The sequence below is a fragment of the Carbonatibacter coralli genome (genome assembly GCF_039592655.1).
Taxonomy (GTDB): Bacteria; Pseudomonadota; Alphaproteobacteria; order Kiloniellales; family Kiloniellaceae; genus Carbonatibacter; species Carbonatibacter coralli.
This window is the reverse complement of the sequence record NZ_JBBUTJ010000005.1, coordinates 110,482-135,141: the sequence shown is the minus strand read 5'-3', so window position 1 is coordinate 135,141 and position 24,660 is coordinate 110,482. Positions and strand designations below refer to the sequence as shown.

At 54.6% G+C, this 24,660-nt stretch carries 27 protein-coding genes; 16 read left to right on the top strand and 11 right to left on the bottom strand.

Going from position 1 to position 24,660, the window contains the following annotated elements:
* Positions 1 to 59 precede the first annotated feature (59 nt).
* Positions 60 to 575 carry a 3-hydroxyacyl-[acyl-carrier-protein] dehydratase FabA gene (fabA, locus tag AAAH10_RS12520; protein WP_442490273.1) on the bottom strand — a complete coding sequence of 172 codons (516 nt, stop codon included), beginning with the start codon at positions 573 to 575 and terminating at the stop codon, positions 60 to 62.
* 416 nt (positions 576 to 991) lie between these two features.
* Here fabA and irrA point away from each other — a divergent pair, with 416 nt between their 5' ends.
* Positions 992 to 1,444, top strand: a complete 453-nt coding sequence (gene irrA, locus AAAH10_RS12515; RefSeq protein WP_343564044.1) for an iron response transcriptional regulator IrrA — start codon at positions 992 to 994, stop codon at positions 1,442 to 1,444.
* A 102-nt stretch (positions 1,445 to 1,546) separates the two neighbouring features.
* Here the strand turns inward: irrA and AAAH10_RS12510 are convergent, their stop codons facing one another.
* Together AAAH10_RS12510 and AAAH10_RS12505 are read right to left on the bottom strand one after the other, a co-directional pair.
* On the bottom strand, positions 1,547 to 2,005 hold the full coding sequence (locus AAAH10_RS12510) for an SH3 domain-containing protein (protein ID WP_343564042.1): 459 nt from the start codon (positions 2,003 to 2,005) through the stop codon (positions 1,547 to 1,549).
* Positions 2,006 to 2,097: 92 nt separating this feature from the next.
* Entirely contained in the window at positions 2,098 to 2,376 is a 279-nt protein-coding gene (locus tag AAAH10_RS12505; RefSeq protein WP_343564040.1) for a hypothetical protein, read from the bottom strand.
* A 58-nt stretch (positions 2,377 to 2,434) separates the two neighbouring features.
* On the opposite strand from AAAH10_RS12505, the gene AAAH10_RS12500 reads away from it, so the two are divergent.
* The 9 genes from AAAH10_RS12500 (at position 2,435) to AAAH10_RS12460 (ending at position 10,944) form a co-directional block, all read left to right on the top strand.
* Entirely contained in the window at positions 2,435 to 3,421 is a 987-nt protein-coding gene (locus AAAH10_RS12500) for a 2-hydroxyacid dehydrogenase (protein ID WP_343564037.1), read from the top strand.
* A gap of 115 nt (positions 3,422 to 3,536) precedes the next feature.
* Positions 3,537 to 4,733, top strand: coding sequence for a DegT/DnrJ/EryC1/StrS family aminotransferase (locus tag AAAH10_RS12495; RefSeq protein WP_343564035.1), 1,197 nt, complete (start codon positions 3,537 to 3,539; stop codon positions 4,731 to 4,733).
* 296 nt (positions 4,734 to 5,029) lie between these two features.
* Positions 5,030 to 5,806, top strand: a complete 777-nt coding sequence (gene modA, locus AAAH10_RS12490) for a molybdate ABC transporter substrate-binding protein (RefSeq protein WP_343564033.1) — start codon at positions 5,030 to 5,032, stop codon at positions 5,804 to 5,806.
* Positions 5,807 to 5,836: 30 nt separating this feature from the next.
* Positions 5,837 to 6,532: a molybdate ABC transporter permease subunit gene (modB, locus tag AAAH10_RS12485; protein ID WP_343564031.1), complete on the top strand. Its 696-nt coding sequence runs from the start codon at positions 5,837 to 5,839 to the stop codon at positions 6,530 to 6,532.
* A complete protein-coding gene (locus tag AAAH10_RS12480; RefSeq protein WP_343564029.1) occupies positions 6,525 to 7,772 on the top strand; it encodes an ATP-binding cassette domain-containing protein in 1,248 nt (415 codons plus the stop codon). The genes modB and AAAH10_RS12480 overlap by 8 nt, the downstream gene beginning before the upstream one ends.
* Positions 7,773 to 7,840: 68 nt before the next feature.
* The gene (locus tag AAAH10_RS12475) at positions 7,841 to 8,560 is read left to right on the top strand and encodes a DUF6134 family protein (protein WP_343564027.1); all 720 of its coding nucleotides are present in this window, start codon (positions 7,841 to 7,843) and stop codon (positions 8,558 to 8,560) included.
* Positions 8,557 to 9,339, top strand: a complete 783-nt coding sequence (locus AAAH10_RS12470) for an SDR family NAD(P)-dependent oxidoreductase (protein ID WP_343564025.1) — start codon at positions 8,557 to 8,559, stop codon at positions 9,337 to 9,339. The genes AAAH10_RS12475 and AAAH10_RS12470 overlap by 4 nt, the downstream gene beginning before the upstream one ends.
* Positions 9,336 to 9,803 carry a nuclear transport factor 2 family protein gene (locus tag AAAH10_RS12465; RefSeq protein WP_343564023.1) on the top strand — a complete coding sequence of 156 codons (468 nt, stop codon included), beginning with the start codon at positions 9,336 to 9,338 and terminating at the stop codon, positions 9,801 to 9,803. Before AAAH10_RS12470 ends, AAAH10_RS12465 begins: the two co-directional genes overlap by 4 nt.
* A 76-nt stretch (positions 9,804 to 9,879) precedes the next feature.
* Entirely contained in the window at positions 9,880 to 10,944 is a 1,065-nt protein-coding gene (locus AAAH10_RS12460) for a hypothetical protein (RefSeq protein WP_343564021.1), read from the top strand.
* A gap of 7 nt (positions 10,945 to 10,951) precedes the next feature.
* Here AAAH10_RS12460 and AAAH10_RS12455 read toward each other — a convergent pair whose 3' ends face one another.
* The 5 genes from AAAH10_RS12455 to AAAH10_RS12435 all read right to left on the bottom strand — a co-directional run bounded on the left by AAAH10_RS12455 (position 10,952) and on the right by AAAH10_RS12435 (position 16,404).
* Positions 10,952 to 11,503, bottom strand: coding sequence for a DUF3833 domain-containing protein (locus AAAH10_RS12455; RefSeq protein WP_343564019.1), 552 nt, complete (start codon positions 11,501 to 11,503; stop codon positions 10,952 to 10,954).
* A 63-nt stretch (positions 11,504 to 11,566) separates the two neighbouring features.
* Positions 11,567 to 12,889, bottom strand: coding sequence for an MFS transporter (locus AAAH10_RS12450; RefSeq protein WP_343564017.1), 1,323 nt, complete (start codon positions 12,887 to 12,889; stop codon positions 11,567 to 11,569).
* On the bottom strand, positions 12,873 to 14,144 hold the full coding sequence (locus AAAH10_RS12445) for a class I SAM-dependent methyltransferase (protein WP_343564015.1): 1,272 nt from the start codon (positions 14,142 to 14,144) through the stop codon (positions 12,873 to 12,875). Before AAAH10_RS12445 ends, AAAH10_RS12450 begins: the two co-directional genes overlap by 17 nt.
* Positions 14,141 to 15,001 carry a DUF1365 domain-containing protein gene (locus AAAH10_RS12440; RefSeq protein ID WP_343564013.1) on the bottom strand — a complete coding sequence of 287 codons (861 nt, stop codon included), beginning with the start codon at positions 14,999 to 15,001 and terminating at the stop codon, positions 14,141 to 14,143. The genes AAAH10_RS12445 and AAAH10_RS12440 overlap by 4 nt, the downstream gene beginning before the upstream one ends.
* Complete coding sequence (locus AAAH10_RS12435; RefSeq protein WP_343564011.1) at positions 14,998 to 16,404, bottom strand: NAD(P)/FAD-dependent oxidoreductase; 1,407 nt, start codon at positions 16,402 to 16,404, stop codon at positions 14,998 to 15,000. Before AAAH10_RS12435 ends, AAAH10_RS12440 begins: the two co-directional genes overlap by 4 nt.
* Before the next feature lie 196 nt (positions 16,405 to 16,600).
* On the opposite strand from AAAH10_RS12435, the gene AAAH10_RS12430 reads away from it, so the two are divergent.
* Positions 16,601 to 17,200 carry a sigma-70 family RNA polymerase sigma factor gene (locus AAAH10_RS12430; RefSeq protein ID WP_343564009.1) on the top strand — a complete coding sequence of 200 codons (600 nt, stop codon included), beginning with the start codon at positions 16,601 to 16,603 and terminating at the stop codon, positions 17,198 to 17,200.
* Positions 17,200 to 17,922: a ChrR family anti-sigma-E factor gene (locus AAAH10_RS12425; protein ID WP_343564007.1), complete on the top strand. Its 723-nt coding sequence runs from the start codon at positions 17,200 to 17,202 to the stop codon at positions 17,920 to 17,922. Before AAAH10_RS12430 ends, AAAH10_RS12425 begins: the two co-directional genes overlap by 1 nt.
* A 75-nt stretch (positions 17,923 to 17,997) precedes the next feature.
* Here the strand turns inward: AAAH10_RS12425 and metW are convergent, their stop codons facing one another.
* Positions 17,998 to 18,645: a methionine biosynthesis protein MetW gene (metW, locus tag AAAH10_RS12420; RefSeq protein ID WP_343564005.1), complete on the bottom strand. Its 648-nt coding sequence runs from the start codon at positions 18,643 to 18,645 to the stop codon at positions 17,998 to 18,000.
* A 49-nt stretch (positions 18,646 to 18,694) separates the two neighbouring features.
* Entirely contained in the window at positions 18,695 to 19,933 is a 1,239-nt protein-coding gene (gene metX / locus AAAH10_RS12415; RefSeq protein WP_343564004.1) for a homoserine O-acetyltransferase MetX, read from the bottom strand.
* Positions 19,934 to 20,269: 336 nt separating this feature from the next.
* On the opposite strand from metX, the gene AAAH10_RS12410 reads away from it, so the two are divergent.
* The 4 genes from AAAH10_RS12410 to AAAH10_RS12395 all read left to right on the top strand — a co-directional run bounded on the left by AAAH10_RS12410 (position 20,270) and on the right by AAAH10_RS12395 (position 23,940).
* On the top strand, positions 20,270 to 21,163 hold the full coding sequence (locus AAAH10_RS12410) for a chorismate mutase (RefSeq protein WP_343564003.1): 894 nt from the start codon (positions 20,270 to 20,272) through the stop codon (positions 21,161 to 21,163).
* 117 nt (positions 21,164 to 21,280) lie between these two features.
* On the top strand, positions 21,281 to 22,372 hold the full coding sequence (hisC, locus tag AAAH10_RS12405; RefSeq protein WP_343564001.1) for a histidinol-phosphate transaminase: 1,092 nt from the start codon (positions 21,281 to 21,283) through the stop codon (positions 22,370 to 22,372).
* Between the two features lie 12 nt (positions 22,373 to 22,384).
* Complete coding sequence (locus tag AAAH10_RS12400; protein WP_343563999.1) at positions 22,385 to 23,329, top strand: prephenate/arogenate dehydrogenase family protein; 945 nt, start codon at positions 22,385 to 22,387, stop codon at positions 23,327 to 23,329.
* Positions 23,326 to 23,940 (top strand): gamma-glutamylcyclotransferase, encoded by a 615-nt coding sequence (locus tag AAAH10_RS12395; RefSeq protein ID WP_343563997.1) that lies wholly within the window; start codon positions 23,326 to 23,328, stop codon positions 23,938 to 23,940. Before AAAH10_RS12400 ends, AAAH10_RS12395 begins: the two co-directional genes overlap by 4 nt.
* Positions 23,941 to 23,976: 36 nt before the next feature.
* On the opposite strand, the gene AAAH10_RS12390 is transcribed toward AAAH10_RS12395, so the two are convergent.
* Entirely contained in the window at positions 23,977 to 24,423 is a 447-nt protein-coding gene (locus AAAH10_RS12390; RefSeq protein WP_343563995.1) for a hypothetical protein, read from the bottom strand.
* Positions 24,424 to 24,660: the final 237 nt, after the last annotated feature.

Genomic DNA, 24,660 nt, shown 5'->3' with positions numbered 1-24,660 from the left:
AAGCAAAGTATGTCCAAGACAGAGGCAAGGCTCTGTCGCGATAGGAATCAGGCGGTCTATTAACCTTCGTCAGACTGGAAAAGTCCAACTTTCATGTCGCTGACTTCATAAACCAGTTCACCATCAGCATACATCTTGCCATCAGCAACGCCCATAACAAGCTTGCGATTGATAACGCGCTTGAGGTCAACTTCGTAAACAACTTTCCTGACAGCAGGGGTCACCATGCCCTTGAGCTTGACTTCGCCAACGCCCAGAGCACGACCACGTCCGGGAGCGCCCAGCCAGCCCAGGAAGAAACCTGTCATCTGCCACAGGGCATCCAGCCCCAGACAACCCGGCATCACCGGATCACCCTGAAAATGGCAACCAAAGAACCAGAGATCGTCACGAATTTCGAACTCCGCAACAACACGACCCTTGCCGTGTTCCCCGCCATCCTCGGTAATTTCTGTGATGCTATCAAACATCAGCATCGGTGGCAGTGGCAATTGAGCATTGCCAGGCCCAAAAAGCTCCCCACGACCACAGCTCAACAGATCTTCGTAGGAGTAACTATTCTTACGATCACTCAAGGATTTTTCCACCATTCTTGTGGGTCCAACAGTTCTCCTATCTGGTCTCTCCGGGATCGAGAAACAAGAAGAACCGGCAAACCCGATTTGTTGCCTCGGTGTCTGCCGGGATATCCGGACCGTCTTTACCGGCAGTATCCACAGCTGACATTATTGCTTCCATCCAAAGCCTGCAATGAAGCGTCACAGGCAGATGGAACCTCGTTCATTATGCTCTTTTGCCGTTACAGACATATAAAAGCAAGAAAAGATCCACCAAAACCAGCCGTTTTTGGTGAAACGTCCTTCCCGCCTGATCTCCGAAGCTTCTGATCCAAAAGGCAACGAGGGAAGAAAAAGAACAGTATCAGTGACCTTTTGTCCCGGATTTTTCCTTTTTTACTTTAACCCCGATGAAAGTTGATTATATTGGAGCTATGAACAGCAATCGTCCCTACACAGAGCTTATTGACCAGCTCAAGGCAGCAGACCTGCGCCCGACACGGCAAAGGCTGGCCTTGGCACGTCTGCTTTTTGCCAAGGGCGACCGCCACGTTTCAGCCGAGCAGCTTCACGCCGAAGCGATGGATGCCCAGGTCAGTGTGTCTCTGGCAACAGTCTACAACACACTGCATCAATTCCATAATGCCGGTTTGCTGAGAGAAGTGCTGGTTGAGGCCGGTCGCTCCTACTTCGACACCAATGTCGGAGATCACCACCACATTTTTGACGAGAAGACCGGTGAACTGATGGACATTCCAAATGAAGCCATCACCTTCTCCCGCCTTCCCGATGCCCCTGAAGGCAAACGCATTTCCCGCATCGAGGTTGTCGTTCACATGGTGGATGCCGAAGATCAGAAGGCAACGTTCAGCGAAGCTGCAGAATAATTCTGCTCTGATTATCCCGTTCATAACGAAACAGGCTGTCGTCTCTCTGTGATGAAGGCAGGACTTCAGGCAAGGCCTCTGACAGGGTTTCCGGCAGGCCGACTATTCATAGATTTCATTCTGATAGGTCCCATAGAAGGTGTCCCGCGGAAGCCATCCTGAAAAGGACTGAACCTCCACACGGCACCAGTTCTCGTCTGTACAGTGATCCAGCCTGGCAACAACACCCGGCTCCAGACGCGCAACCGGAGCAGCCCCGAGACCGGGTTGCTTGCGCAGAATCTGTTCGCCCTGCCCCTGAACCAGAACGGAGCGACGCCCCTGCAGCATGGACTGATGCACCCATCCCGTTGTCCCGCCGGCATCCCGGATCTGTCGCCAGGTATCAAACTCGTCGACGATTTCAACCGGAAGGCCCCGACGCTGAAAAACCCAGAGGATCGGATAGCGGACACCGGGACCACTGCGCAGGTTGACTTCAACAGCCCTGAAGGAAACAAAGCGCGGCAATGGCAGGCCACTTGCCCCGACCTTGCCGGACTGAGCCCAGACAGGAGCCATCCCGGACAGAATCCCTCCGAAGACCAGAAACAATGCAAAAACTAAAGAGCCGATCAAACGGACACTGTGCGCCTTTGTAAAAGCCGAAACCTTCAAAACTTCATTCCTGTTGCTGCAACGGGCCTGCCCCGGCATTGACGGCCTTCCACATGAAAAGACCTTGCAACCAACCTTTTCGCAGAGAGGCCGTTAAAGACTGGTGAAATTTGACACAACACCAGCCAAAAACTTTTGCGAAGGTACTCAAAAGATGGAAAGCGTTCAAGAATCAGCTGCTTGCCAGAGCGAATATCTGTCTTTTCACCTCCCTGTTTCACGACAATCGCTGAAAACGTTAGACCCTCTTCCTTGATCCTGCTAATTAAGGGCATACTGGTTCCCGAAGCATCTTTGCTGCCTTGAAACTCCACAGCGCAACAGGTTCTTTTCATGACTCAAAAAAAACCATTGGTGATCGTGACACGCCGTTTACCGGATGCCATTGAAACCCGAATGATGGAACTCTTTGATTGTCGACTGAACCTGACAGACGAGGCCTTTTCCAGAGAACAGCTCATCGCGGCTGTCAGGGAAGCCGACATTCTGGTTCCGACTGTGACAGATGACATTGATGCAGAGCTTCTGGAACATGCCGGTGAGAATCTGAAACTCATCGCATCTTTCGGCACAGGCGTCGACCACATGGATCTGGGAGCCTGCCGCAAAAAGAAGATCACAGTCACCAACACGCCCGGCGTTTTGACAGATGACACAGCCGACATGGCCATGGCCCTGATTCTCTCGGTTTCCCGCCGCATCAACGAAGGCATGGCCCTGATCAAATCCGGCCAGTGGCAGGGCTGGAGCCCGACCGGAATGCTCGGCCACCGGATTCACGGCAAGCGCATGGGCATTATCGGCATGGGACGGATCGGCACTGCCATTGCCCGCCGGGCCAAGGGATTCGGCATTTCCATTCACTATCACAACCGCAGACGCGTTCAGGAAAAGCTGGAACAGGAGCTGGAGGCGACCTACTGGGAAAGCCTGGACCAGATGCTGGCCCGCATGGATATCATCTCCGTCAACTGTCCGCACACACCAGCCACTTTCCATCTGCTTTCCGAGCGCCGTCTGAAGCTGCTCAAACCCTCCACCATTCTTGTCAACACAAGCCGGGGGGAAGTGATCGAGGAAAAGGCTCTGATTCGCGCGCTGGAGCGTCACGACATTGCAGGGGCCGGACTGGATGTCTTCGAGCAGGAACCCGCCATCAATCCGAAGCTCAAGGAACTGCCGAACGTTCTGCTGATCCCGCACATGGGCTCTGCAACGATCGAAGGCCGCCATGCGATGGGGGAAAAGGTTATCATCAACATCAAGGCATTCTGTGACGGCCACATGCCGCCGGATCGCGTTGTCGAGACCCTTCTATAAGATACTTTTCACTTCGGAAATACTTGCCACAGACCGGTCTCTCCAGAGCTGTCTTCAGCCAGAGACAGAGTCCTGCCGGATTATAACGGGACGAGAAAACCGAACAGGAAGTGCCATGTCTGAATCCATTTTCAAGGGCAGCTTCACGCAACAGGAAGCAATCCCCGAAGACGCCATCGAAGCAGCCGTCGCCGTTCTGCGGAGCGGTCGCCTCCACCGCTACAATCTTGCGGAGGGAGAAACCGGAAGCGTTGCCGGGCTTGAAAGAGAATATGCAAAATGGCAGGGCTCCCGCTTCTGCCTGGCGGTAACATCAGGCGGACAGGCCCTGCAAATCGCGCTTCGAGCTGCGGGAGTCAAACCCGGTGACGAGATTCTGACCAATGCCTTTACCCTTGCCCCCGTTCCCGGCGCAATTGCGGCCGTGGGCGCAAGGGCCGTTCTGGTTGAAACAGATGAGAATCTGCGCCTTGATCTGGGGGACTTCGAACAAAAAGCCCAAACAGGCAGGGCCAGAGTCCTGCTGGCATCGCACATGCGGGGACATCTCTGCGATATGGACAGACTCATGGCCATCGCCGATGCAAACGGAATCGTGGTTATCGAGGACTGCGCACACACCATGGGAGCGAAGTGGAACGGCAAACGTTCCGGAAACTTCGGACTAGCCGGCTGTTTCTCCACCCAGACTTACAAGCACATGAATTCAGGCGAAGGCGGACTTCTGACCTCTGGTGATCCCGAATTCATGGCCCGGGCGACAATCCTGTCAGGCAGCTATATGCTGTATGAACGCCATGGCGCAGGACCGGCTTCTGAAGCCTTTCAGGACCTCCGTTACCAGACACCGAACTGCTCGGCCCGGCTCGATAGCCTGAGAGCTTCCATCCTGCTCCCTCAGCTTCAAAATCTGGAAAGCTCCATCAAACGCTGGAATGAACACTACAACACGGTGGCAGGGATCCTGAAGGACTGCTCCGCCATCGTTCTCCCTGAGCGCCCGGCAAAGGAAGAGATGGTTGGCTCCTCCATCCAGTTCCGCATTCCGGACTATCAAAGTGAGGACTGCAAACGCTTCCTTGAACTTTGCGCTCAAAGAGGTGTCGAATTGAAATGGTTCGGCGCAGAGGAACCCGCAGGCTTTACATCGGGGCACCATTCCTGGCGCTATCTGGACAGTCAGAACCTGCCACAGACAGACTGTATTCTCTCCACACTGTTCGACATGCGCCTGCCACTGACCTTTTCTTCGGAAGACTGTCAACTGATCGCGCAAATCATCGCAGAAATCGTGAAAAAAGGCCGAGTATAACGACCTGGATTCAACAGACTGAAAGAAACTGTCCTGATGCGGCACTTGCGGCAGATTGCTCCGGATTGAATCGCTCAGGGACAAAAAGGCAGCATTCAGGTGTTTCCGGAAAAAGCCGGATACAAAATCATCCCCCCCCCATTGCTTAAGAGCATTTCCTGACGAACAAAGGAATCCGGAAGATAAAGACATGGAACTGACCCAAATCATGTTTTCCTGCTCTTTTTCATAATATGAGTTGATCTGGATTACGGAATCACCAAGTCTTTCTGACGGATCATTCAGGGCAGTGGGTTATGAGAAACAAAGGGTTCAGGATCACGCATATTCTGGCGCTATGCCTTGCATTATGCCTTAGCCCGGCAGCACAGGCTGCCCAGGAACCCACAACCGTGCGCGTTGCAATCGCAGCCAACCTCTCGGCCCTTGTTCCTTCTCTCAAGGAAGCCTTCGAATCCCAAACGGGACACGAACTGGAAGTTTCACTCGGGTCCTCCGGCAAACTGCTCGCGCAGATTGTTCATGGTGGCCCCTATGACGTCTTCGTGTCTGCGGATCGTTCACGCCCGAGAAAGGCACAGGAAGCCGGTGCAGCAGTTCCCGATACAAACTTCACCTATGCCCGGGGACGTCTTGCACTCATCGGTACGGCCCTGCCTGCTGAAAGCGCCCCTGAAGAGGCGCTGAAAACCGTTCTTTCAAAGGCCTCCAGATTTGCCATGGCGAACCCGCGAACGGCCCCTTACGGACTGGCCACGCAGGAAACCCTTCAATCCCTGGCCCTGTGGGACCAACATTCCGCCAAAAGCGTTCTGGGTGAATCCGTTGTGCAAGCCTGGCAGTTTGTGCGATCCGGCAACATTCCCGCCGGTTTCGTTGCGAAATCACAACTGGCAGAAGGGGAGGAACACATTCCCGTTCCGGCATCACTCCACAACCCGATTGATCAGGATGCCGTTTTGCTCAAAAGGGGTAAGGACAATCCTGCAGCCCGGGATTTCATGGGCTTTTTGAAAAGCGCTACAGCACGTGCCATACTTCAGGAATCCGGTTACGATCTGCCCCCTCTCTAAGTCCCGTCACCACGCCAAGAACCCCTGCACATGAGCGACAGCTTTACTCCTTCCATATACGAAACCGTGCTTCTGACCCTTCAGCTGGCAGCCGTTTCAACCCTGCTGCTGATGCTTCTCGGCACGCCGCTGGCATGGTGGCTGGCCCGTTCGCGCCGCTGGTGGAAGGACGCCGTGGGCGCACTGGTTGCACTGCCTCTGGTCCTGCCACCAACAGTTCTGGGTTTTTATCTGCTGGTGGTTCTCAGCCCGAATTCGGTTATCGGGAGCTTCCTTGTCGAGCTGTTCGGGCAGTCACTCCCCTTTACCTTCGAAGGATTGATCATCGGGTCCGTCATCTATTCACTTCCCTTTGTTGTCCAGCCAATCCGGGCTTCCTTTGAAGCTCTGGGGCGCAGACCCCTTGAGGTTGCAGCCACTCTGAGAGCCTCCCCGACCGACAGCTTCTTTTCCGTTGCCCTCCCCCTTGCCCGTCCGGGGCTGTTGAGCGGCGCTGTCCTGGGCTTTGCCCACACCATGGGTGAATTCGGTGTCGTTCTGATGATTGGCGGCAATATTCCCGGTGAAACCCGGGTTCTCTCGGTCGCCATCTACGAGCACGTCGAAGCTCTGGAATGGGGGCAAGCCCATTTGCTCTCCGGCGGGATGGTCATTTTTTCCTTTGTCGTTATTCTCTGTATGATGATGCTGGAAAAACGCCTCAAAAAGGGCGCGCGACATGGCTGACACTCTCGCCTTCAATCCGGATATGACCAAAACCAAAGCCGAAACAGCAGCTTCAGAAACCTTCGGACTGGAAGCGTCCATCCGCCATCAGCTGGGCACCCTGCCCCTTGCTGCAGACATCCGCCTGCATGCCAGAGGACTGACAGCGCTTTTCGGACCGTCAGGATGCGGCAAGACCAGTGTCCTTCGCATTCTGGCTGGTCTGACAGACAGCCCTCAATCCACAGTCCGTTTCAAGGGGGAACAATGGCAGGGCACCGGACATCCCCCTCTTCCGACACACAAGCGCCCTCTGGGCTATGTCTTTCAGGAATCCAGCCTGCTGACGCACCTCTCCGTACGCAGGAATCTTTTCTTTGGTGCCGAGCGCCAGGACAACAAAAGTATTATCGGCCGGCTGTTCAAAGGGCCATCGCGGGAACTCGAAGCCTTTGAAGAGGAGATCATTGCCTATCTCAAGCTTGAACCTCTTCTGAGCAGGCCGACCCGAACGCTTTCAGGCGGGGAACGTCAGCGGGTTGCCCTGGGGCGCGCCCTCCTTGTCCGCCCCCAGCTCCTGCTGCTTGATGAGCCGCTGACCGCCCTTGATCACGAAGCCCGTCAGGATCTGCTTCCATACTTCAAGGGTCTTGCGCCCATGATTGACGGCCCTGTGGTACTGGTCACCCATGCCCTTGAGGAAGTCATGGCCCTCGCTGATGATCTGATCCTGATGCGCGAGGGAAAGGTGCTCTACTCCGGTTCGGTCAACGAGGCCCTGATCAATCCGGATCAGCATCTGGCCTACCGGGAAAATGCAGGAGTTCTCCTGAGCGGGCGTATCATCAAGGAAGATCGCGATTACGGTCTTCTCGAAGTTGCCATCCTGCCGGGCATCCTTGATGAGCCGGTTTATGTTCCCGGACAGTTTTCCGGGCTGCCCTTGTCCGGAGCAGATTCGCACAAGGCAGGAGACACCATACGACTGTCGGTTTCTGCCAAGGACGTCGAGCTGCGACCGGCAGGCACCAGCGGGGAAAGGGTCTGGAAAGAAAAGGGTGCGGCCTGCCTTGAAGGCAACATTCTCTGGGTCCGCCCGGCTCCCCGGGACCCTGCCCTGGTTCTGGTGGCAGTAGAAATCGGCAGCCCCGGAAACAGGCAAACACTCCTCGCCCGGGTTCTGCGTCGGACCTGTGATCACTTCGCCTTTAATAGCGGGGACAGGGCGGCAATCAGAATCCGCCAGATCTCCAAAGTCTGACCCCGGTGATCCCGTAAGGGGCCGGAGCCGTAAAAAGTCACGCATCATCAATCAATGCGGGCTGTTCCATGATCCTGTTAAAGACATTCAAACTTGCCGCTGTCGCCTTCTTCGGTCTGGGCGGCCTCTCTTCGGCTCTGGCCTTTCAGGACCCGGTTGCCCTCTACGGTCCGCAGGCCTTCTATGACGTCTTCCGCAACGGGGAACCGGTCGGCGAACACCGCATGGAATACCAGTGGCTTCCCCCCTTGGAGGGTCGTCAGCAAAAAAGACTGCAAGTGTCTTCTGCGCTTGATCTGGACATCACCTTTCTTGGCCTGACGGTCTATACCTATCGCTATCGCTCGGATGCCCTGTGGGAACAGGATCGCGGACTGACATCAATCTCCTCCCAGGTTCGCGAAAACAGTGAGGAAACTGCCGCAAACTCGGGTTTTCTGGAACAGGATGGCACCTTCGTTTTCGAGGGCGGGAACGGGCGGGGATCAAGCTCTGGCACCATCTACCCCACAAACCACTGGAATGTTGCCGTTCTCAATCAAAGCGAAGTATTTAACACCCTGACAGGAAGCATCAATGCGGTTGAAATCCTCAAGGAGGATCAGGAGCCCCTGCCCGTTAATGGTCAGGATGTTCTCTCCACCCGCTATCGCTATACAGGAGAGTTGCGCACAGAGGTCTGGTACGATGACAGGGGACGATGGGTTGGTCTGCGCTTTGAAGGAAGCGACGGATCAGAAATTGTCTATCGCTGCAGGCTTTGCGCACCGACCGGACAGGAACAATGATCCCCTTTGAACTCGGCAAGGACACGACAATCTGGATTATCGGTGCCAGCAGCGGGATTGGGCGCGGTCTTGCGCGCAAACTCTCGGAAAATGTCAAAGAGGTTTTTGTTTCTGCCAGAAGCAAAGAACCTCTTCTGGACCTTGCAGGAAAAGCCTCAAACATCACACCTCTTGTTGCCGATCTTGCAGACAGAACCAGTCTGGAAAGGCAGCTGGACAGGATTGAGAAACAATGCGGACTTCCCGATCTGGTGATCATCAACGCGGCAGTTTATCAATCCCTTCCGACGCAGGCCATCACACCGGAACTGGTGCAGCAGCATCTGGAGGTCAATCTTCTGGGCCCTGCACAGCTGGCTGCTTTGCTCTTGCCGAAAATGCTGTCCGATCCCTCAAGGGAACGCGCCCTGGTCTTTGTTGCCTCCGTGGCGGGCTATCGCGGTTTGCCCAACGCGGGCTTTTACGGGGCAACGAAAGCCGGTCTGATCAGCTATGCAGAAAGCCTGCGCGGTGAACTGCAGGGCAGCGCTGTGCGCATTCAGGTTATCAATCCCGGCTTTGTCGACACTCCCATGACACGGGAAAATACCTTCCCCATGCCTTTTCTGATGACAGTGGACGAAGCTGTTGCCCGCATTATCAAAGGCCTGAAGGGTCAGGCTTTTGAAATCACTTTCCCGAGAAGACTCTCATGGACTTTGAAGTGTCTCAGGCTTTTGCCCTATAGTCTGTTTTTCAGGATCACCCGCAAACTGAGACCCGGGGAAAAAGCGGAATGAAACACGAGGCAGAACTCGAACAGGAGCTTCAGGCCTATCTGGATTTTTTTGTCCATATCGGGGAACAGGATCTTTCTGCACTGCCCGCCCTCGTCGCGCAGCACACAAGCACGGATTTTCGCTTCATCGATCCATTCAATTCCCTTCAGGGACAGGAAGCCTTCTGTAAACTCCTCGACAAGACCCGCCGGGATGTCCGTTCTCCCTCCTTTGAGATTCTCGCCATCACAACTTTGAACGAAACAGATTCCGAACGGAACTGGGTTATCAAATGGCGGTTCCGGGGAAAGGTGCCGGTTCTCGAAACCATGGATGTGACAGGGTTTTCGGAAATCCTGCAGGACAGGCATACAGGTCTGATCCACAGTCATCACGACTATTGGGATGCCTCGGTCCATTTTTACGGAAGATTGCCGCTTATCGGTCCTGTTCTGAGGTGGATTGCCAACAAGGCCTCCGTTTAAACCCCGTTATATCAATCTGCCTTGAAATGTTCTTTTTTCCGGTTTACCCAGAGCGCAGGACCGGAAAGGACAGTTCATGAGCGAAAAACTGGAACAGCAGCTTGAACGGTGGCAAGACGCCTCCCTCATCACGGATGAACAGAGCAGGGCCATTCAGACTTTTGAAGCCAGTCGCCTGAACCCCGGCTCCCGCGATACCGAACCCTTTGTTGTTTTCAAGGGACTGTCGGAAATCTTCATCTCTCTGGGACTCGGTTTTTTCCTGATGGGCGGGTTCATGCTCAGTTTTGCCCTTGGAGGAGCAATAGAAACGGCAACACCAATTGTGCTTGGTGCTCTCAGCCTCTTTCTGGCGCGCTTTTACTACAACAATCGGAAAATGGTCTTCCCGGGGATTGTTCTGACCCTGCTCTATTCCTTTTTCGTCTCAGCTGCTGTCATGCGATTCGGCTTTCTGGAAGAGGCCCTTCACACGCCAGTTCTCTACAAAAGTGATCTGCTGCTGTATGTGAAATTCATTGTTCTGGCCTACACGGCGCTTGGGCTGATTCTGCTTCACTATCACCTGACCCGCATTCCCTTCAGTGTTGTTCCCATTGCGGCTGCAGGACTGGTTGCCCTCTCCGTTACCTTCAACGGCTTCCTGATAGTGATTGATGCTGCTGAAAGCTTCCCCTTCAGAGAAGATCTCTACATTGCGATCATCGGGCTGGCTGCTCTTTTCTTCGGCATTCTGAACGACGTCAGGGATCCGAAACGCGAAACAGCTCCCTCACGCCTCGCCTTCTGGTGCCATGTCATCGCAGCGCCTGCTCTTGTCCACACCATTGCGCTGGATCTGGCCGGCGCTTCGCTCGAAGGCATGCTCTGGGCTGTGGTTGTTCTGTCGCTGGCCTTCCTGCTGTCACTGATCATGGACAGAAAATCATTCCTGACTTCGGCAATGATCTACTTTGTCTCGGTTCTGGGCACCACACTGGAAGGCGCAACGGATCTGGCAACAACAGGATCGCTCATTGCTGTTTTCCTGATCGGTATTGCCGTAATTGTCATGGGCACATGGTGGATTGAAATCAGGAAGACCCTGATGCAAAGACTGCCGGATTTCCCGCTGAAGGACAAAATGCCTGCATGGCAGTAGGGCGCAGCTATTGCGCTGCCTGGATCAGGGATTGCTGCTTTTGAAAGACAAGGGAAACACGCCCGACTTCAAAACCCCATTTTGTGACAATGGCGCGGTTCATCAGAACACCACCATCTTGCAGGAACATCCAGTCGTCGAAATCGACATGATAGACGGAGCCACCGACCGGAAGGGCAAGTGTGTATTTCCAGTTCAGGGCATTGCCTGAAACCGTTCCACGGGCTTCACCGACAATGTCCGCAGCTGTTCCGATATAACCGTTTGTTCCGTCACGTGTAATGGTCCAGACGCGTTGGGATCGCTCCCCGTCACGATAGAAAAAATCCTCATCAAGCGTCAGCGCACTGTTGGAGACAGTCCCCGTGATATCAACACGGAACTGACGCTTGACCGTTCCAAAGCGGTCCTCAAACCATCCCCATGCAACCGTTTCCCCTTCGAAGTATTCGAAGAGGTCCAGCTCAGGTTTCTCAGATTTGAAATCCTCGACTTTCATCGAACTGCATCCCGCCAGAACCAGCAAAAGAGGAACAAAAAACAGGAAAACGCGGCGCATCACGGCCTCCTTCAATGGTCCGGAACGATTCAGTCATCCCGTTTTCAAAAAAGAGATAAAACGTCAGGAAAGCGCCTGCTGAATGCGTTTCATTTCCTCTTTCGTCAGATTGAACCGCCACATAATCGAGGCGGACCATATTTTCAGTACGACAGGAACAAAGGCATAGATCAAAGACAGCAGGATCTTTCCGTTGTCGGAAATACTCGCAGCATTTTCGGAAATGTCTGCAAAGGACAGAAGCAGGGCACCCAGTCCTGCGGCCAGACCATATGAAAGCTTGGTCGCCATGCTCCAGACAGAGAAAAGAAACCCGGATCGATCCTGCCCTACCGACAGACGGTCATGATCACTGACATCAGCCTGAAGAGCGGGCGGCAGAACCAGATCCGCCCCGAGCGCTGCACCTGTAATCACGCAGATCAGCAGGAAAGCATGGAAGTCACCACCCGAGAGCAGGGGCACATAAAGAAAGGCTCCGCAGGCCAGCAGCATGGCCCAGCACCACACTCTGTGCTTCTCCCATTTCCCGGCCAGCCTGACCCACAGGGGAATAAAGGCTATACCGCACAGGAAATAGACCAGAAGAAGAAGTCCCCGATCCTGCAGGGAGCTTTCAAGCACCAGAAGAACATAGAGCGGAAAACAAAAAGCAGCCAGGGCATTGGACATGCCGTTCAAAAGCCAGGCCCCAACCAGCGCCCTTACCGGAGCATCGTGCCACAGGCGAACAAACCAGCGGAAAACCCTGAGCGGACTGTATCCCTGCGCCGGGGAGTGTCCGGCTTGCGGAACAGGAACGCAAAGGCAATAGATGACAAGACCAAAGGCCCCGCTGAACAGTGTCATGACAACCAGTCCGAGCAACTGATCCGCCTCTGTTTCAGTGGGCCACAACCCGATAAAAAGGGCCGCACCAACCAGCCCCAGCAAACCAACCAGCTCCCGCGAACCGTTCAGCCGCAAGCGATCTGTCCGGCGTGCACTGATGCGCGCAGAAGCGACAGTATAGGGAATCTGTACAGCCGACCAGCCGGTAAAAAGCAAGGCTGACCAGCCAAAAAGCCAGAGGCCTCCTGCATTTTCAGCCGGCACAAAAAGCATGTAGAGGGACAGTCCACTGAGGACGGCCCCGAAGACCACAAGACGCCGAAATCCCCTGCCGGCAGACATGGCCCGGTCCGCCAGCCATCCGATGAACGGGTCCCCCAGGACATCCAGGCAACGGGACAGGAAAAGGACCAGCCCCACAGTCGAAATCGTCACGGCTGTGTTCGCCGCATAGAAAGCGGGCACCAGAACCTGCCCGGGAATGAGGGGCAGGCTCAGAGCCAGTGCGGGCAAACCGTAGGCAACAATGATAAAAGGACTAACCGGTTTTGACAATTTTGAACAATCCCACATTGATGGAATCTTCAACAAAGCCCGCCTCGCAATAGCTCAGATAATAAAGCCACATGCGCTTGAAGCGCTCGTCAAAGCCCTGCTTTTCCAGTTCCGGCCATTCCCTGAGGAAGGCCTCACGCCAGACAGCAAGAGTGCGGGCATAGTCCTGTCCGAAGAAATGTTCCCGTTCCAGACGAAAACCGTACTTCGCAAACTGTTCCCTCAGGACGGACGGACTGGGGAGGAAGCCTCCCGGAAAAATGTACTGCTGAATAAAGTCCGTGCCCTTGCGATAAACAGGATAGCGGTCATCTGCAATCGTGATGATCTGCAACACGGCCTTGCCACCGGTCTTCAAACGATCATGGAGAGTGGTGAAATAGCTTTCCCAGTGTTTTTCCCCGACAGCCTCGAACATTTCAATGGACACAATCGCATCATATTGCCCCCGGCAATGGCGATAGTCCTCCAGACGGAACTCCAGCCTGTCCTCCAGACCCGCCTCGGCAGCCTTTTGCCGGGCAAAGGCCAGCTGTTCCCTGGACAGGGTCAATCCGGTTATCCGGCTGCCAGACTGCTGGTGACAGCGACGGGCAAAACCGCCCCAACCGCAACCGATCTCCAGAACACGGGAATTTTCATCAAGATCGGCCCAGTCGGCAATGGTATCGTATTTGTTGTCCTGGGCTTCTTCCAGTGTCTGGTCCTCCCGCCCGAACAGAGCCGAGGAATAGGTCATGGTGGGATCAAGCCACAGCCTGTAGAAATCATTTCCCAGATCATAGTGATAGGCAATATTGCGGCGACTGCCACGCAGGGAGTTGTCATTCATCAGATGGCGCAGACGGGCAATCTTGGAGCGGAAGGTTGCCAGAAGCGGAAGTGTCTTGAAGTACTGCAGGTTACGGAGCATCAGCAAAAGCAGGTCACTCAGATTGCTGCTGCTCCACTCGCCTTTCAGATAGCTTTCGGCAAACCCGAGGTCTCCTCCGAAAAAGCTGCGACGCAAGGCAACCAGACTGTGAAAGGTAATATCGGCCTGCAAATCGGCCTCCTGATCGCCAAAACAGTGGCAATGACCATTGGGCAAATGGAGAACCAGATAGCCCTCCTCGATATGTGCCATGAAGTTCAGAACCTGCCGCTCCATGAAACCCAGACCCTTATCCAGATCAGGTGTGTGGGGCAGCGGAATACTCTCCAGAGCACCTTCCAGTGGTGACACGGAAGGACGGGATTGCAGGTTGTCGCTCATTGGATCTCATCCTTTCCGGTAACAGCGGGCACGGCAGGAACAGTCTGGGGGGTGCGGACAATGGTGTAGTTGCGAAGGGGAGGCTCGGGTCTGGGATAAAGAGGAAGCTTTTTCTTCCAGAGCTTCAGGGCTTCCCAGTGAATGCCTGCCATAACCTTGAAGGTCATCGCAGGGTTTCCGACAACGGTCTTCGCGATTTCCCTGTCATTGAGAGGAACGCGCTGACCGCTGAAAACAGCGTTCAATCTGTCTCCGGCATCGCAGCGCTGGGCAATGGCAAGGGTCAGACGGTCCTCCGGACTGAAGTGCTCTGTCTCCGGCAGGGAAAGGCGGAAAGCATAATCCGCTTCCATCGGCATAAAGGGAGAAACATAAAATCCCTTTCGGCAGCCATGGGGCTCCAGCACGCCGCTTTTCGCCGAAAGTTCTGGGAAAACATAGCTGTGTCTCTGCCCGAAGGTGTTGCTGACTTCATAGATAACGGCAACCAGAGCACCACCGCCATCATAGCACAGATAGACAGACAGGGGATTAAAGACATAACCCCAAAGACGCGGATAGCAGAGCAGTTCAACCCGGCCCGGCGTTCCGGAGATACCGGCTTCCCGACAGAGCCTGTGAGCCCTTTCCTTGAGCTTCCCTGTCCTTCCCTCCCCGTAATCTCGGTCATGGAACGACAGGAGCGCGCCACGGTTCCAGCCAAAAAGGCGAAGACTTTTATCCAGTTCAGGCAACTCGTCCAGATCAATCAGGGCACTGAAAACCCTGTAGGTCAACTTGTGCTTTCTGGGGCTGTGGCGGTGATGCAGGACCTTACCGGTAAAGAGCGAGGATCTGAAGGAAGAGGCCGGGTTCATGCCACAGCCTCTTTGATTCGGCCTTCATCTGCAAAGCTCGGCAGGCGATCAAGCCACTCTTGGGGCAGGTTCACGCGATCACTGTCCCTGCGCACTTTCCAGGGACGCTGTGTTGCCCCCAGAACCTCGGCAACAGCCAGCCCCGACTGCAGGCCGTCCTCATGGAAACCATAGCCCAGATAGCTGCCGCAAAACCAGAGCCCGTTCTGCCCCTGTATCGACCAGAGATCCTTCTGCGCCCTGTTGGCGGACATGTTGAAAAGGGGGTGATCGTAGAGAAAGCTACGGACAATTGAGCCCTCTTCGGGCATCTGGTCCGGATTCAGTGTGACAAAGTAATCCTGCCGGGCAGGAATGCGTTGCAGTGAATTCATCCAGTAGGTCACACAGAGATTGTCCTGCCCCGCCCTCCTGTCATGCAGATAGTTCCAGCTGCACCAGGCCTTGCGGCGTTTCGGCATCAAACGGCTGTCCGTGTGAAGGATCGCCCTGTTGCGCTGATAGGAAAAGGCCGAAAGCAGGTTTTTCTGCTCGTCCGTAGCCTGATCGATCATGGAAAGCGCCTGATCACCATGACAGGCAAGTACGACCTGGTCATGCGAGAAAGACTGTCCTGTATGCGTTTCCAGACGCACACCGCTTTCTGTCGTTGTCACCGTTCTGATCGGACTGTTGAGGACCGTTTTTCCGCCGTTTTGTTCAAAAGCCTCCAGCAATCTGTTCACATAGCTGCGGCTCCCGCCCGAGACCGTCCGCCACTGGGGGCGATCCCTTGTTTGCAACAAACCGTGATTGGCACAAAAGGTTACAAAGGATTGAAGCGGATACTCCATCATCCTTTCAGCAGGTGTTGACCAGATTGCCGCGCCCATCGGAACAATATGCTGATTGATAAAGGTCTGGCTGTAATTCCGCCTAGTCAGAAAATCGCCCAGTGTCATGTCTTCAAGATTACGGGACAGGGCAGGCGAGTGAAAGCCGGACATCGTCTCGCGATAGAAACGCAGAATGTCGTAAACCATGCGCAGGAACGACGGGCTGAGAAGGTTGGTTTTCTGCACAAAAAGGCCTGCAAGGTCCCGGCCGGCATATTCAATGCGGCCACGATCAACGGAGACGCCAAAGGACATGTCTGAGGCGTCCGTTTGCACTCCGAGGTAATTGAACAGGGCTGTCAGATTCGGATAGTTCTTCTCGTTGTAGACAATAAAACCCGTATCGACAGGACCATCGGGTGTCTCGACCGTGTTGCTGTGACCACCTGGACGGTCATCCTTTTCATAGAGGGTCACAGAACAGCTGTGCGACAGAAGCCATGCCGCGGAAAGACCGGAAATGCCGGAACCAACGACAGCAATGCTTTGTCCGGTTCCACTTGATAGGGACGAAGAAAATTGTCTCACCGAAATCAGCCTTTCCTTGCTCTGTTGGTTTTGAAGGCTTTACGAAACACGGCTCTTGGTGGATCATACCCATGAGTTTATTATGAATTTTCCGTTTTGAGTTCGCAATCTCTGCAGGAAAAGAAAAGTTTTCATCAACAGTGATCGGCCCGGGATGCCCTGTCGTAACAGACACAAATAAACCCGGGATGATCCAATGCTGTTAAACAATATTTTGACAGAAAGCAGTGCAGCCATGCCTGACGTGGAAACTCCTCGTGCTGACTATGCCAGTGACATACAGGCAGTTGCCGCCAGTCGTGATCCACAGGCCTTCAAACGCCTGTTTGACTACTTTGGACCGCGCCTGAAAGCCTACCTGATGAAATCCGGTTCGGATGCCTCACAGGCAGAGGAAGTCATGCAGGAAGCCATGGTTGCCCTCTGGCGCAAAGCTCATCTTTTTGACCCTGCAAAGGCACGGCCCAGCACCTGGATTTTTACGATCGCCAGGAACCTGCGTATTGATGTCCTGCGCAAACAGGCCAGGCAGGTCGCCGACTGGAACGACCCGTCAGCCCAGCCCGATCCGGTGGTGATGAGCGATACAGTTGTCGAGCTGAAGGAAAACCGCGTTCGCATCAAGGAAGCGCTGAAAGACCTGTCAAAAGAACAGATGGAAGTCATCCACCTTTGTTTTTTCCGGGATCTGTCCCATTCCCAGATCGCAGATGCCCTGGGCATCCCGCTGGGAACCGTAAAGTCCCGCATAAGATTGGCTGTCGGAAAACTCAAGACAGCTCTGGAGAACGCCTGATGTCCGGAACACTGCACAACCACAAGAAACAACCGGAGGCTCCTGTCGTTATGTCGCCCCGACATCACCTGACAGACGAAATGCTCTTTGCCTATGCTGCCGGTACTCTCAGCCCGGCCTTCTCGGTTGTTGTCTCTGCGCACCTGTCTTTTTGCAGTTCCTGTCGCGAACGACTGCGCAGCCATGAGGAAATCGGCGGCTGCCTTCTTGACCAGCTCAAGCCCGAAACGCTCTCAGATGACAGCTTTGACTCCATCATGCTCCGTCTTCAGGACGGGGAGACAGGCGAAGCAGCATCCAACGTGACCTCCCTCCCGGTCGCACCGGTTGTGACAAACGCGCCACCATCCCTGCTGCAGTATCTTCCGCACGATGATCTGGACAATCTTCCATGGAAGCAGATGGTTCCGGGCGTCAAACACTATCCGATCGGCGGCTTTGACGAGGAAAGCGGCACTCTGCGTCTGCTGCACATTGCACCGGGCACAACCATTTCGGAACACTCCCATTCCGGAACAGAGCTTACACTGGTGCTGAAAGGCTCCTACACGGACGAGATCGGGCGCTTCCGGCGTGGTGATGTTGCCGATCTTGACGGCGAAACCGAGCACCAGCCGATTGCGGACATGAGCGAGGCCTGCATTTGCCTGATTGCCACAGAAGGCAACCTCAAGTTCAAGGGTCTGCTTCCCCGTCTGATCCAGCCCTTTATCGGCATGTGATCACAGTCCGTTCATCCAGACAGAGAAAGGCGTGAACCCTGTCAGGTGTCACGCCTTTTGTCATGCCGGATCCGCCTAGCTGTTCCGGGGGTTCCGGAGCACAAAAATGGCCTGGTGTCCCAGCAGGTTCGCCAGAGCCGGGTTTCTCGGTTTGCCCTGTGCATCCAGAATGGCAAACTGTTCGATCACCACATCCATATCCCTGCACAGCACGAAGAAGTCCTTGATCGTGCAAAAGTGGATGTTCGGCGTTTCGTACCACTGGTAGGACAGCGACTTTGTGACAGGCATACGGCCTGAAAGCCCGAGGGACAATCGCACGCGCCAGTGCCCGAAGTTCGGAAAGGAAACGACAGCCCGCCTGCCAATACGCAACAGCTCGGCAACGACAGCCCGCGGGTTGTTGGTCGCCTGGAGGGTCTGGGACAGGATGGCGTAGTCAAAGGACTGATCCGGGTAATAGACCAGATCGGTATCGGCATTGCCCTGAATAACAGACAGTCCGCGGGCCACTGCCTTGTTGACCAGTTGCTGTGACAGTTCAAGCCCCCTGGCAACAGCAGCCTTGTCACGGACCAGATGCTCCAGCAGGACGCCCTCGCCACAGCCGATGTCGAGAATGCGCTTGCCATCGCCAATCATTGAAGACAGTGCACGCATGTCATGACGCAGCTTTACAGAGCCGGAATTCGCAGTCACACGGTTTTCTTCTGGGGCAGTCATCGTTCGATCCAAAACTAGAAATTGTCTGTTCGTGCGTCAGGCTTGCCGTTCAGGCATTCGTCTTCGCCCAGCAACTGTCGAGGAAGCCCTGAATGGCTTCACGGAATTCGGGAACATCCAGCAAAAAGGCATCGTGACCCGCATCACTTTCAATGTCGACAAAGCTGACATCCGCACCGGTTGCAGAAAGCGCATGCACAAGGCTCTTGCTCTCGCTGGTCGGGAAAAGCCAGTCACTGGAAAAGGACACCACACAGAAACGGGCCCGGCTGTTCATGAAGGCATTGGCCAGACGCCCGTCATGTTCTGCCGCCAGATCAAAATAATCCATGGCCCGCGTAATATAGAGGTAGGTGTTCGCATCAAAGCGATCCACAAAGGTAAAGCCCTGATAGCGCAGATAGCTTTCCACCTGAAAATCCGCATCAAAGCCGTAGGTCAGGGACTTGCGGTCCTGCAGACGCCGCCCAAACTTGCGATGCAGCGCTGCTTCTGACAGATAGGTCACGTGCGCGGTCATGCGCGCAACAGACAGTCCTGCGCGCGGCGTCTTGCCCTCGCGGTGATAGTTGCCCTGGCACCAGTCCGGGTCGGCCATAATGGCCTGACGCCCGATTTCATGGAAGGCAATGTTCTGCGCGGTGTGTCGGGGGGCTGTGGCAATCGGCACGACAGCTTCCATCATGTCCGGATAGCTGACAGCCCACTGCAGGGCCTGCATGCCGCCCATGGATCCGCCGACAACAGCAAAGAGCTTCTCGATACCGAAATGCTCAACCAGTGCCTTTTGCGCCTTGACCATGTCATTGATTGTTACGACGGGGAATTCCTGTCCATAGGGCTGATCACTCTCCGGTTTCCTGCTTGCCGGACCCGATGATCCCATGCACCCGCTCAGGATATTGCTGCAGATGACAAAATACCTGTCAGTATCAATCGGACGCCCCGGCCCGACCATGAGATCCCACCATCCCTTTTTGCCTGTGATCGGATGGGTCTCGGCAACGAACTGATCCCCGGTCAGTGCATGGCAAATCAGAATGGCATTGTTGCGCCTTTCATTCAGCTGACCGTAGGTCTGATAGGCGATTTCAACAGGCGTCAGCTCCAGACCACTGTCGAGTTCCAGCGGTTTCTCCAGCTGAAAGAGCTTTCCCGGCAGATCCAGCGTGTCCTCGGACCCCGGAATGGCAATAACAGGTTTTGCCTGATCATCAGACATGACAGAAGAAACCGGCGCTGTCGGTTTTTCAATATCCTGTTCTCTGTCTGAAGGGGTCTCGGTCATCGGGTTTATTCCATTGATTCTTTTGGGCCGGGTTTTACGGAGCTTCAGATTAACGGGCGAACTGCCGAATGCAAGGGGGGAGTCTGCCCGATATACTGACGCAACATTGTTTCTCAAATCAGCTTATTAGAGAAAGCCATGACTGCAAGGCAAGTCTGTTCCGGAACATTGATGTCTTTATCTTTGATTTTATCTATTGCAGACGCTATTGCTTTTCCTGAAATATTCATGTGAGACAGACGAATCCTCTCGATTCCGGCGCAAAATGACTGTTTTTCCGGACAGGCCTGTTGCGCAAGGGAACCAAGAGTAAAAAAACAGGGCCGACAGGCAACGATGGCAAACAACAAAGAGCTAGAAAAACTGCGTGGAGAGATAGACCGGATTGACAAGGGCATTCAGGACCTTCTGATTGAGCGCTTCGAAGTCACCGGTCAGGTTGGAGCACTCAAAGGCGACAATGCCGTCTATTTCCGGCCCGGCCGGGAAGCAGCAATGCTCAAGAACCTTGTCTCCCGCCACAAAGGCAGAATGCCGGCAAACGTCCTCGTGCGGATCTGGCGTGAAATTCTGGGCTGTTCAACACGCCTGCAGGGGCACTTCGCCGTTTCAGCCCTCGGCAAGGACAGCAATCAGACCTGTCTCGATCTGGCCGAAGACCATTTTGGCCGCCAGACAGTCTCTTCGCGGGGCCAGACCGTCAAAACCGTTCTGCGGTCTGTTTCAACCGGCGAAACAGCCGTAGGCGTCCTGCCGTTCCCGGGTTCTGACGAGAAAGCCGACGAGGACTGGTGGACGCTCGTCCTGCCCCGCCCGAAAGACAAAAGCCACGATCAGGCCAACGAGGATATTCACATCGTTGGCCGTTTGCCTTTCTGCAGAACCGCAAAGACGCCTTCTGCAAGACAGGATGCCGTCATGGTTGCCACGACCCCTGTCGAGGAAACCGGCGACGATCAGACGCTTCTTGTTCTCGAGACATTTGAAAGTCTCTCCCGTTCCAGCCTGCGGAGTCTGATGGGCAACAGCGGACTTGAAACAGCCGTGATTATCGGGGAATGTTGTCGCGATGGTCGCTGCCTATATCTTTTTGAAGTGGATGGCTTCGTCTGTTATGATGATGATCGTCTGAAAAAGCTCGTGGAACAGAATTCCGATCGCGTCGTCCGGATTGTTTCGATCGGTTCCTATCCGCGCCCCATCATCATGACGTCTGAACCCCTGGCCTGATCAACAGCGTACAAAACTGTTGGGACAGCCCGAAGGAAACATTTCTGCCAGAATTTGCTGGCGGAATTGGACGGTTGCGACCCGTTCAATTCTTGATCAACTGGAAAGACAGAGAAGATGGCTCTTCAACCACAACCCGGTATTCTCGAAATTGCTCCCTATGTTGGCGGCGAATCAAAAGCAGCTGGTGCACAGCGTGTGATCCGCCTGGCCTCCAACGAAAACCCGCTTGGCTTTTCTGCAAAAGCCGGTGAGGCCTTTGTTGAAACAGCGGCGCAATTGCATCGATATCCGGACGGTGGAGCCCATGTTCTGCGGCAGGCCATTGCCGATACGGAAGGTCTTGAAAAGGATCGTATCGTCTGTGGCGCCGGTTCTGATGAGCTGATTGCCTTTCTGATTCAGTCCTATGCCGGTGTTGGCGACGAGGTGCTCTATTCAGAGCACTCGTTCCTCATGTATCCGATCGGCGCCCTCACCAACGGTGCCACTCCGGTCAAGGCACCGGAAAAGGGCCTCAAAACCGACATTGACGCACTTCTGGCAGCTGTCACAGACAGAACCAGACTGGTTTTTGTTGCCAACCCGAACAATCCAACAGGCAGCTACCTGAACGAAGATGAGTTGCGCCGCCTGCACGCCGGCCTGCGCGATGACATCCTGCTGGTTCTGGATGATGCCTATGCAGAATATGTCGAGGCACCGGACTATGTCACCGGCTCCGACCTTGTCGAGGAATTTGACAACGTTGTGATGACACGGACCTTTTCAAAGATCCACGGACTGGCTTCCCTGCGCATTGGCTGGGCCTATTGCCCCGAAGCCGTCGCAGATGTCCTCAATCGCGTCCGCGGTCCCTTCAACGTCAACCTCTCTGCACAGGCAGCAGGTGCTGCGGCCATCCGCGATCGCGCCTTTGTTGTTTCCTCGAAAGAACACAACAGCCGCTGGAAGCAATGGTTCAATCAACAGGTTGGTGGTCTGGGCCTGACGGTCTATCCTTCGGAAGGAAACTTTGTCCTGATCGATTTCAACGATGCAGACAAGGCAACCGCTGCTGTTGCCTATCTGAAGGAACAGGGCATTCTGATCCGCGCGATGGGGGGCTATGGCCTCGCACACTGTATTCGGGTCACTATTGGTACAGAAGAAGACATGCGTGCTGTGGTCGAGGCGATTGAACGCTTCCTCGGCACGCTCAAGGATTAAGGTTCCGGACAAATGACATCTGTTCATTTCGAGAAAGTTGCGCTGATCGGCATCGGGCTGATTGGCTCTTCCCTGGCTCGCGCCATGCGGGAAAACAAACTGGCAGATACTCTTGTGGCCTGCGCCCGCAAGGAAGAAACCCGCAAGACAGCACTGGATCTCGGCATCGTTGATGAAGCTTTCGAGAACCCTGCTGATGCCGTCAGGGATGCAGATCTTGTGATTCTCTGCACTCCTGTCAGCACCTATGGCCCCCTTGCTGAAACCTTTGGAAAACACCTGAAGGCAGGTGCAATCGTGACGGATGTGGGCTCTGTCAAACAGAGTGTTGTCAATGACGTCAAACCACACCTGCCCGACAGCGTGGACTTTGTCCCCGGCCACCCGATTGCCGGAACAGAACAGTCCGGACCGGAGGCCGGTTTTGCCTCTCTCTTTGTCAATCGCTGGTGCATTCTGACACCAACAGCGGAGGCCTCGGACACAGCCCTGAACAGGATCAGAAGCCTCTGGGAAGCCTGTGGCTCAATGGTTGAGATCATGACGCCGGAACGTCACGACAAGGTTCTTGCCGTGACCTCTCACCTGCCGCACCTGATTGCCTACACAATCGTTGGCACAGCCACAGATCTGGAAGAGGACGATCAGGCTGACGTCATCAAGTTCTCTGCCAGTGGTTTTCGTGACTTCACCCGCATTGCAGCCTCCGATCCCGTGATGTGGCGCGATGTCTTCCTGACCAACAGGGACGCTGTTCTGGAAATCCTGCAACGCTTTACGGAAGACCTGACCGCCCTGCAAAGAGCCATCCGTCGCAGCGAAGGCGATACCCTTCAGGATCTCTTTACCCGGACACGCGAAATCCGTCGTGGTATCGTCGATGCCCACCAGGCCGGTACCTTTGACCCGCGCGAACCTGAAGTCATCGAGGAAACCACAGACAAGGATGTGTCATGAGCACCGATGCTCCCCAGACATCAGAAGAAGAATACAATCCTCTGATCCGGGATTGTTATGACCCCGACCTCCTGCCGTGGGACGGGACAAGCGACATCTGGATTTTCGGCTATGGTTCCCTGATGTGGAATCCGGGCTTTGATTTTTCACAGTCCCGGCCCGCCACCCTGCAGAACTATCACCGTTCCTTCTGCATTCAGTCTCACGTTTATCGCGGCACTCCGGAAAAACCCGGGCTGGTTCTGGGGCTTGATGAAGGCGGCAGCTGCTTTGGAATGGGCTACAGGGTTACGCCGGATCAGGCCGTTCCTGCTCTGGACTATCTCTTCAGGCGCGAACTGGTAACGGGCGTTTACCTTCCCAGATGGTGCGACATGGTTCTGGACAGTGGCGAAAAGGTTCGCTGCGCAACCTTTGTTGCCGACAGACGCCATTACCAGTATGCAGGCAATCTCAAGCTGGACGAGCTGGTTTTCCTGGCCTTGCAGGGCAGAGGCACAGGCGGAACCTGTGTTGACTACATTCGCAACACTGTCGAGCACCTCCGCGAACTGGGCATTCGGGACGAAGGCCTCGAAGAGCTTCTGGCCGCAGTTGAAACCGCCGGGTAAAATCCGGGGAAAGGCCGAGAAAAGGCTCTGGCGTCCTCAGACGTCCAGTGTTTCCTTGCCTTCCCCGCCTGCCTTTGTCGCACAGAATCCGATCAGCAAACCGACAACCGCCCCTTCCATGACAAACCAGAAGGGGTTGCTGAGCTTGCTTTCAATGCCGAAAAGGCTGACAAGCACCGCTTCCATCTGCTGATAGGTAAAGAACGTCAGCACAAAGTTCATCCAGCCCCCGATCACCGGAGCACGGAACCACCAGGGAATGGGGGAAACCAGAATGGCGTGCTGGTTGAAAACACCAGAAATACCAATGACCCCTCCCAGTGTCACATACCAGAGGATCAGTCCAATCCCCAGAAGCTCGTCCGGGTTCGCAAAAAGGTATGACAGCGAGGCATAGGCCATTGCTCCGAAAACCAGACCAACACTTTTTCCGACAACGATCCTCCGAATGATGGAAGGCTGCGTGGTGATTCGTGGCAACATGAAACTTTGTCCTGTTCAGTCCTAAACTGATCCCAGCTTGGGCCACTTTTTCCCTTTTTCAAATGATCTGGCGCAATCAATACGCAAAAACACAAAAGTATTCTCCATTTATTCCGGACAGATCATTTCAGTATAAAACCATGATAAACAAAAGATTTTCAGAGAAATATTTTCACAAAAACCAGCTTCACAGAACAAAGCACTGCAAGAAACAATTCCGGAAGAATAAAACCACTC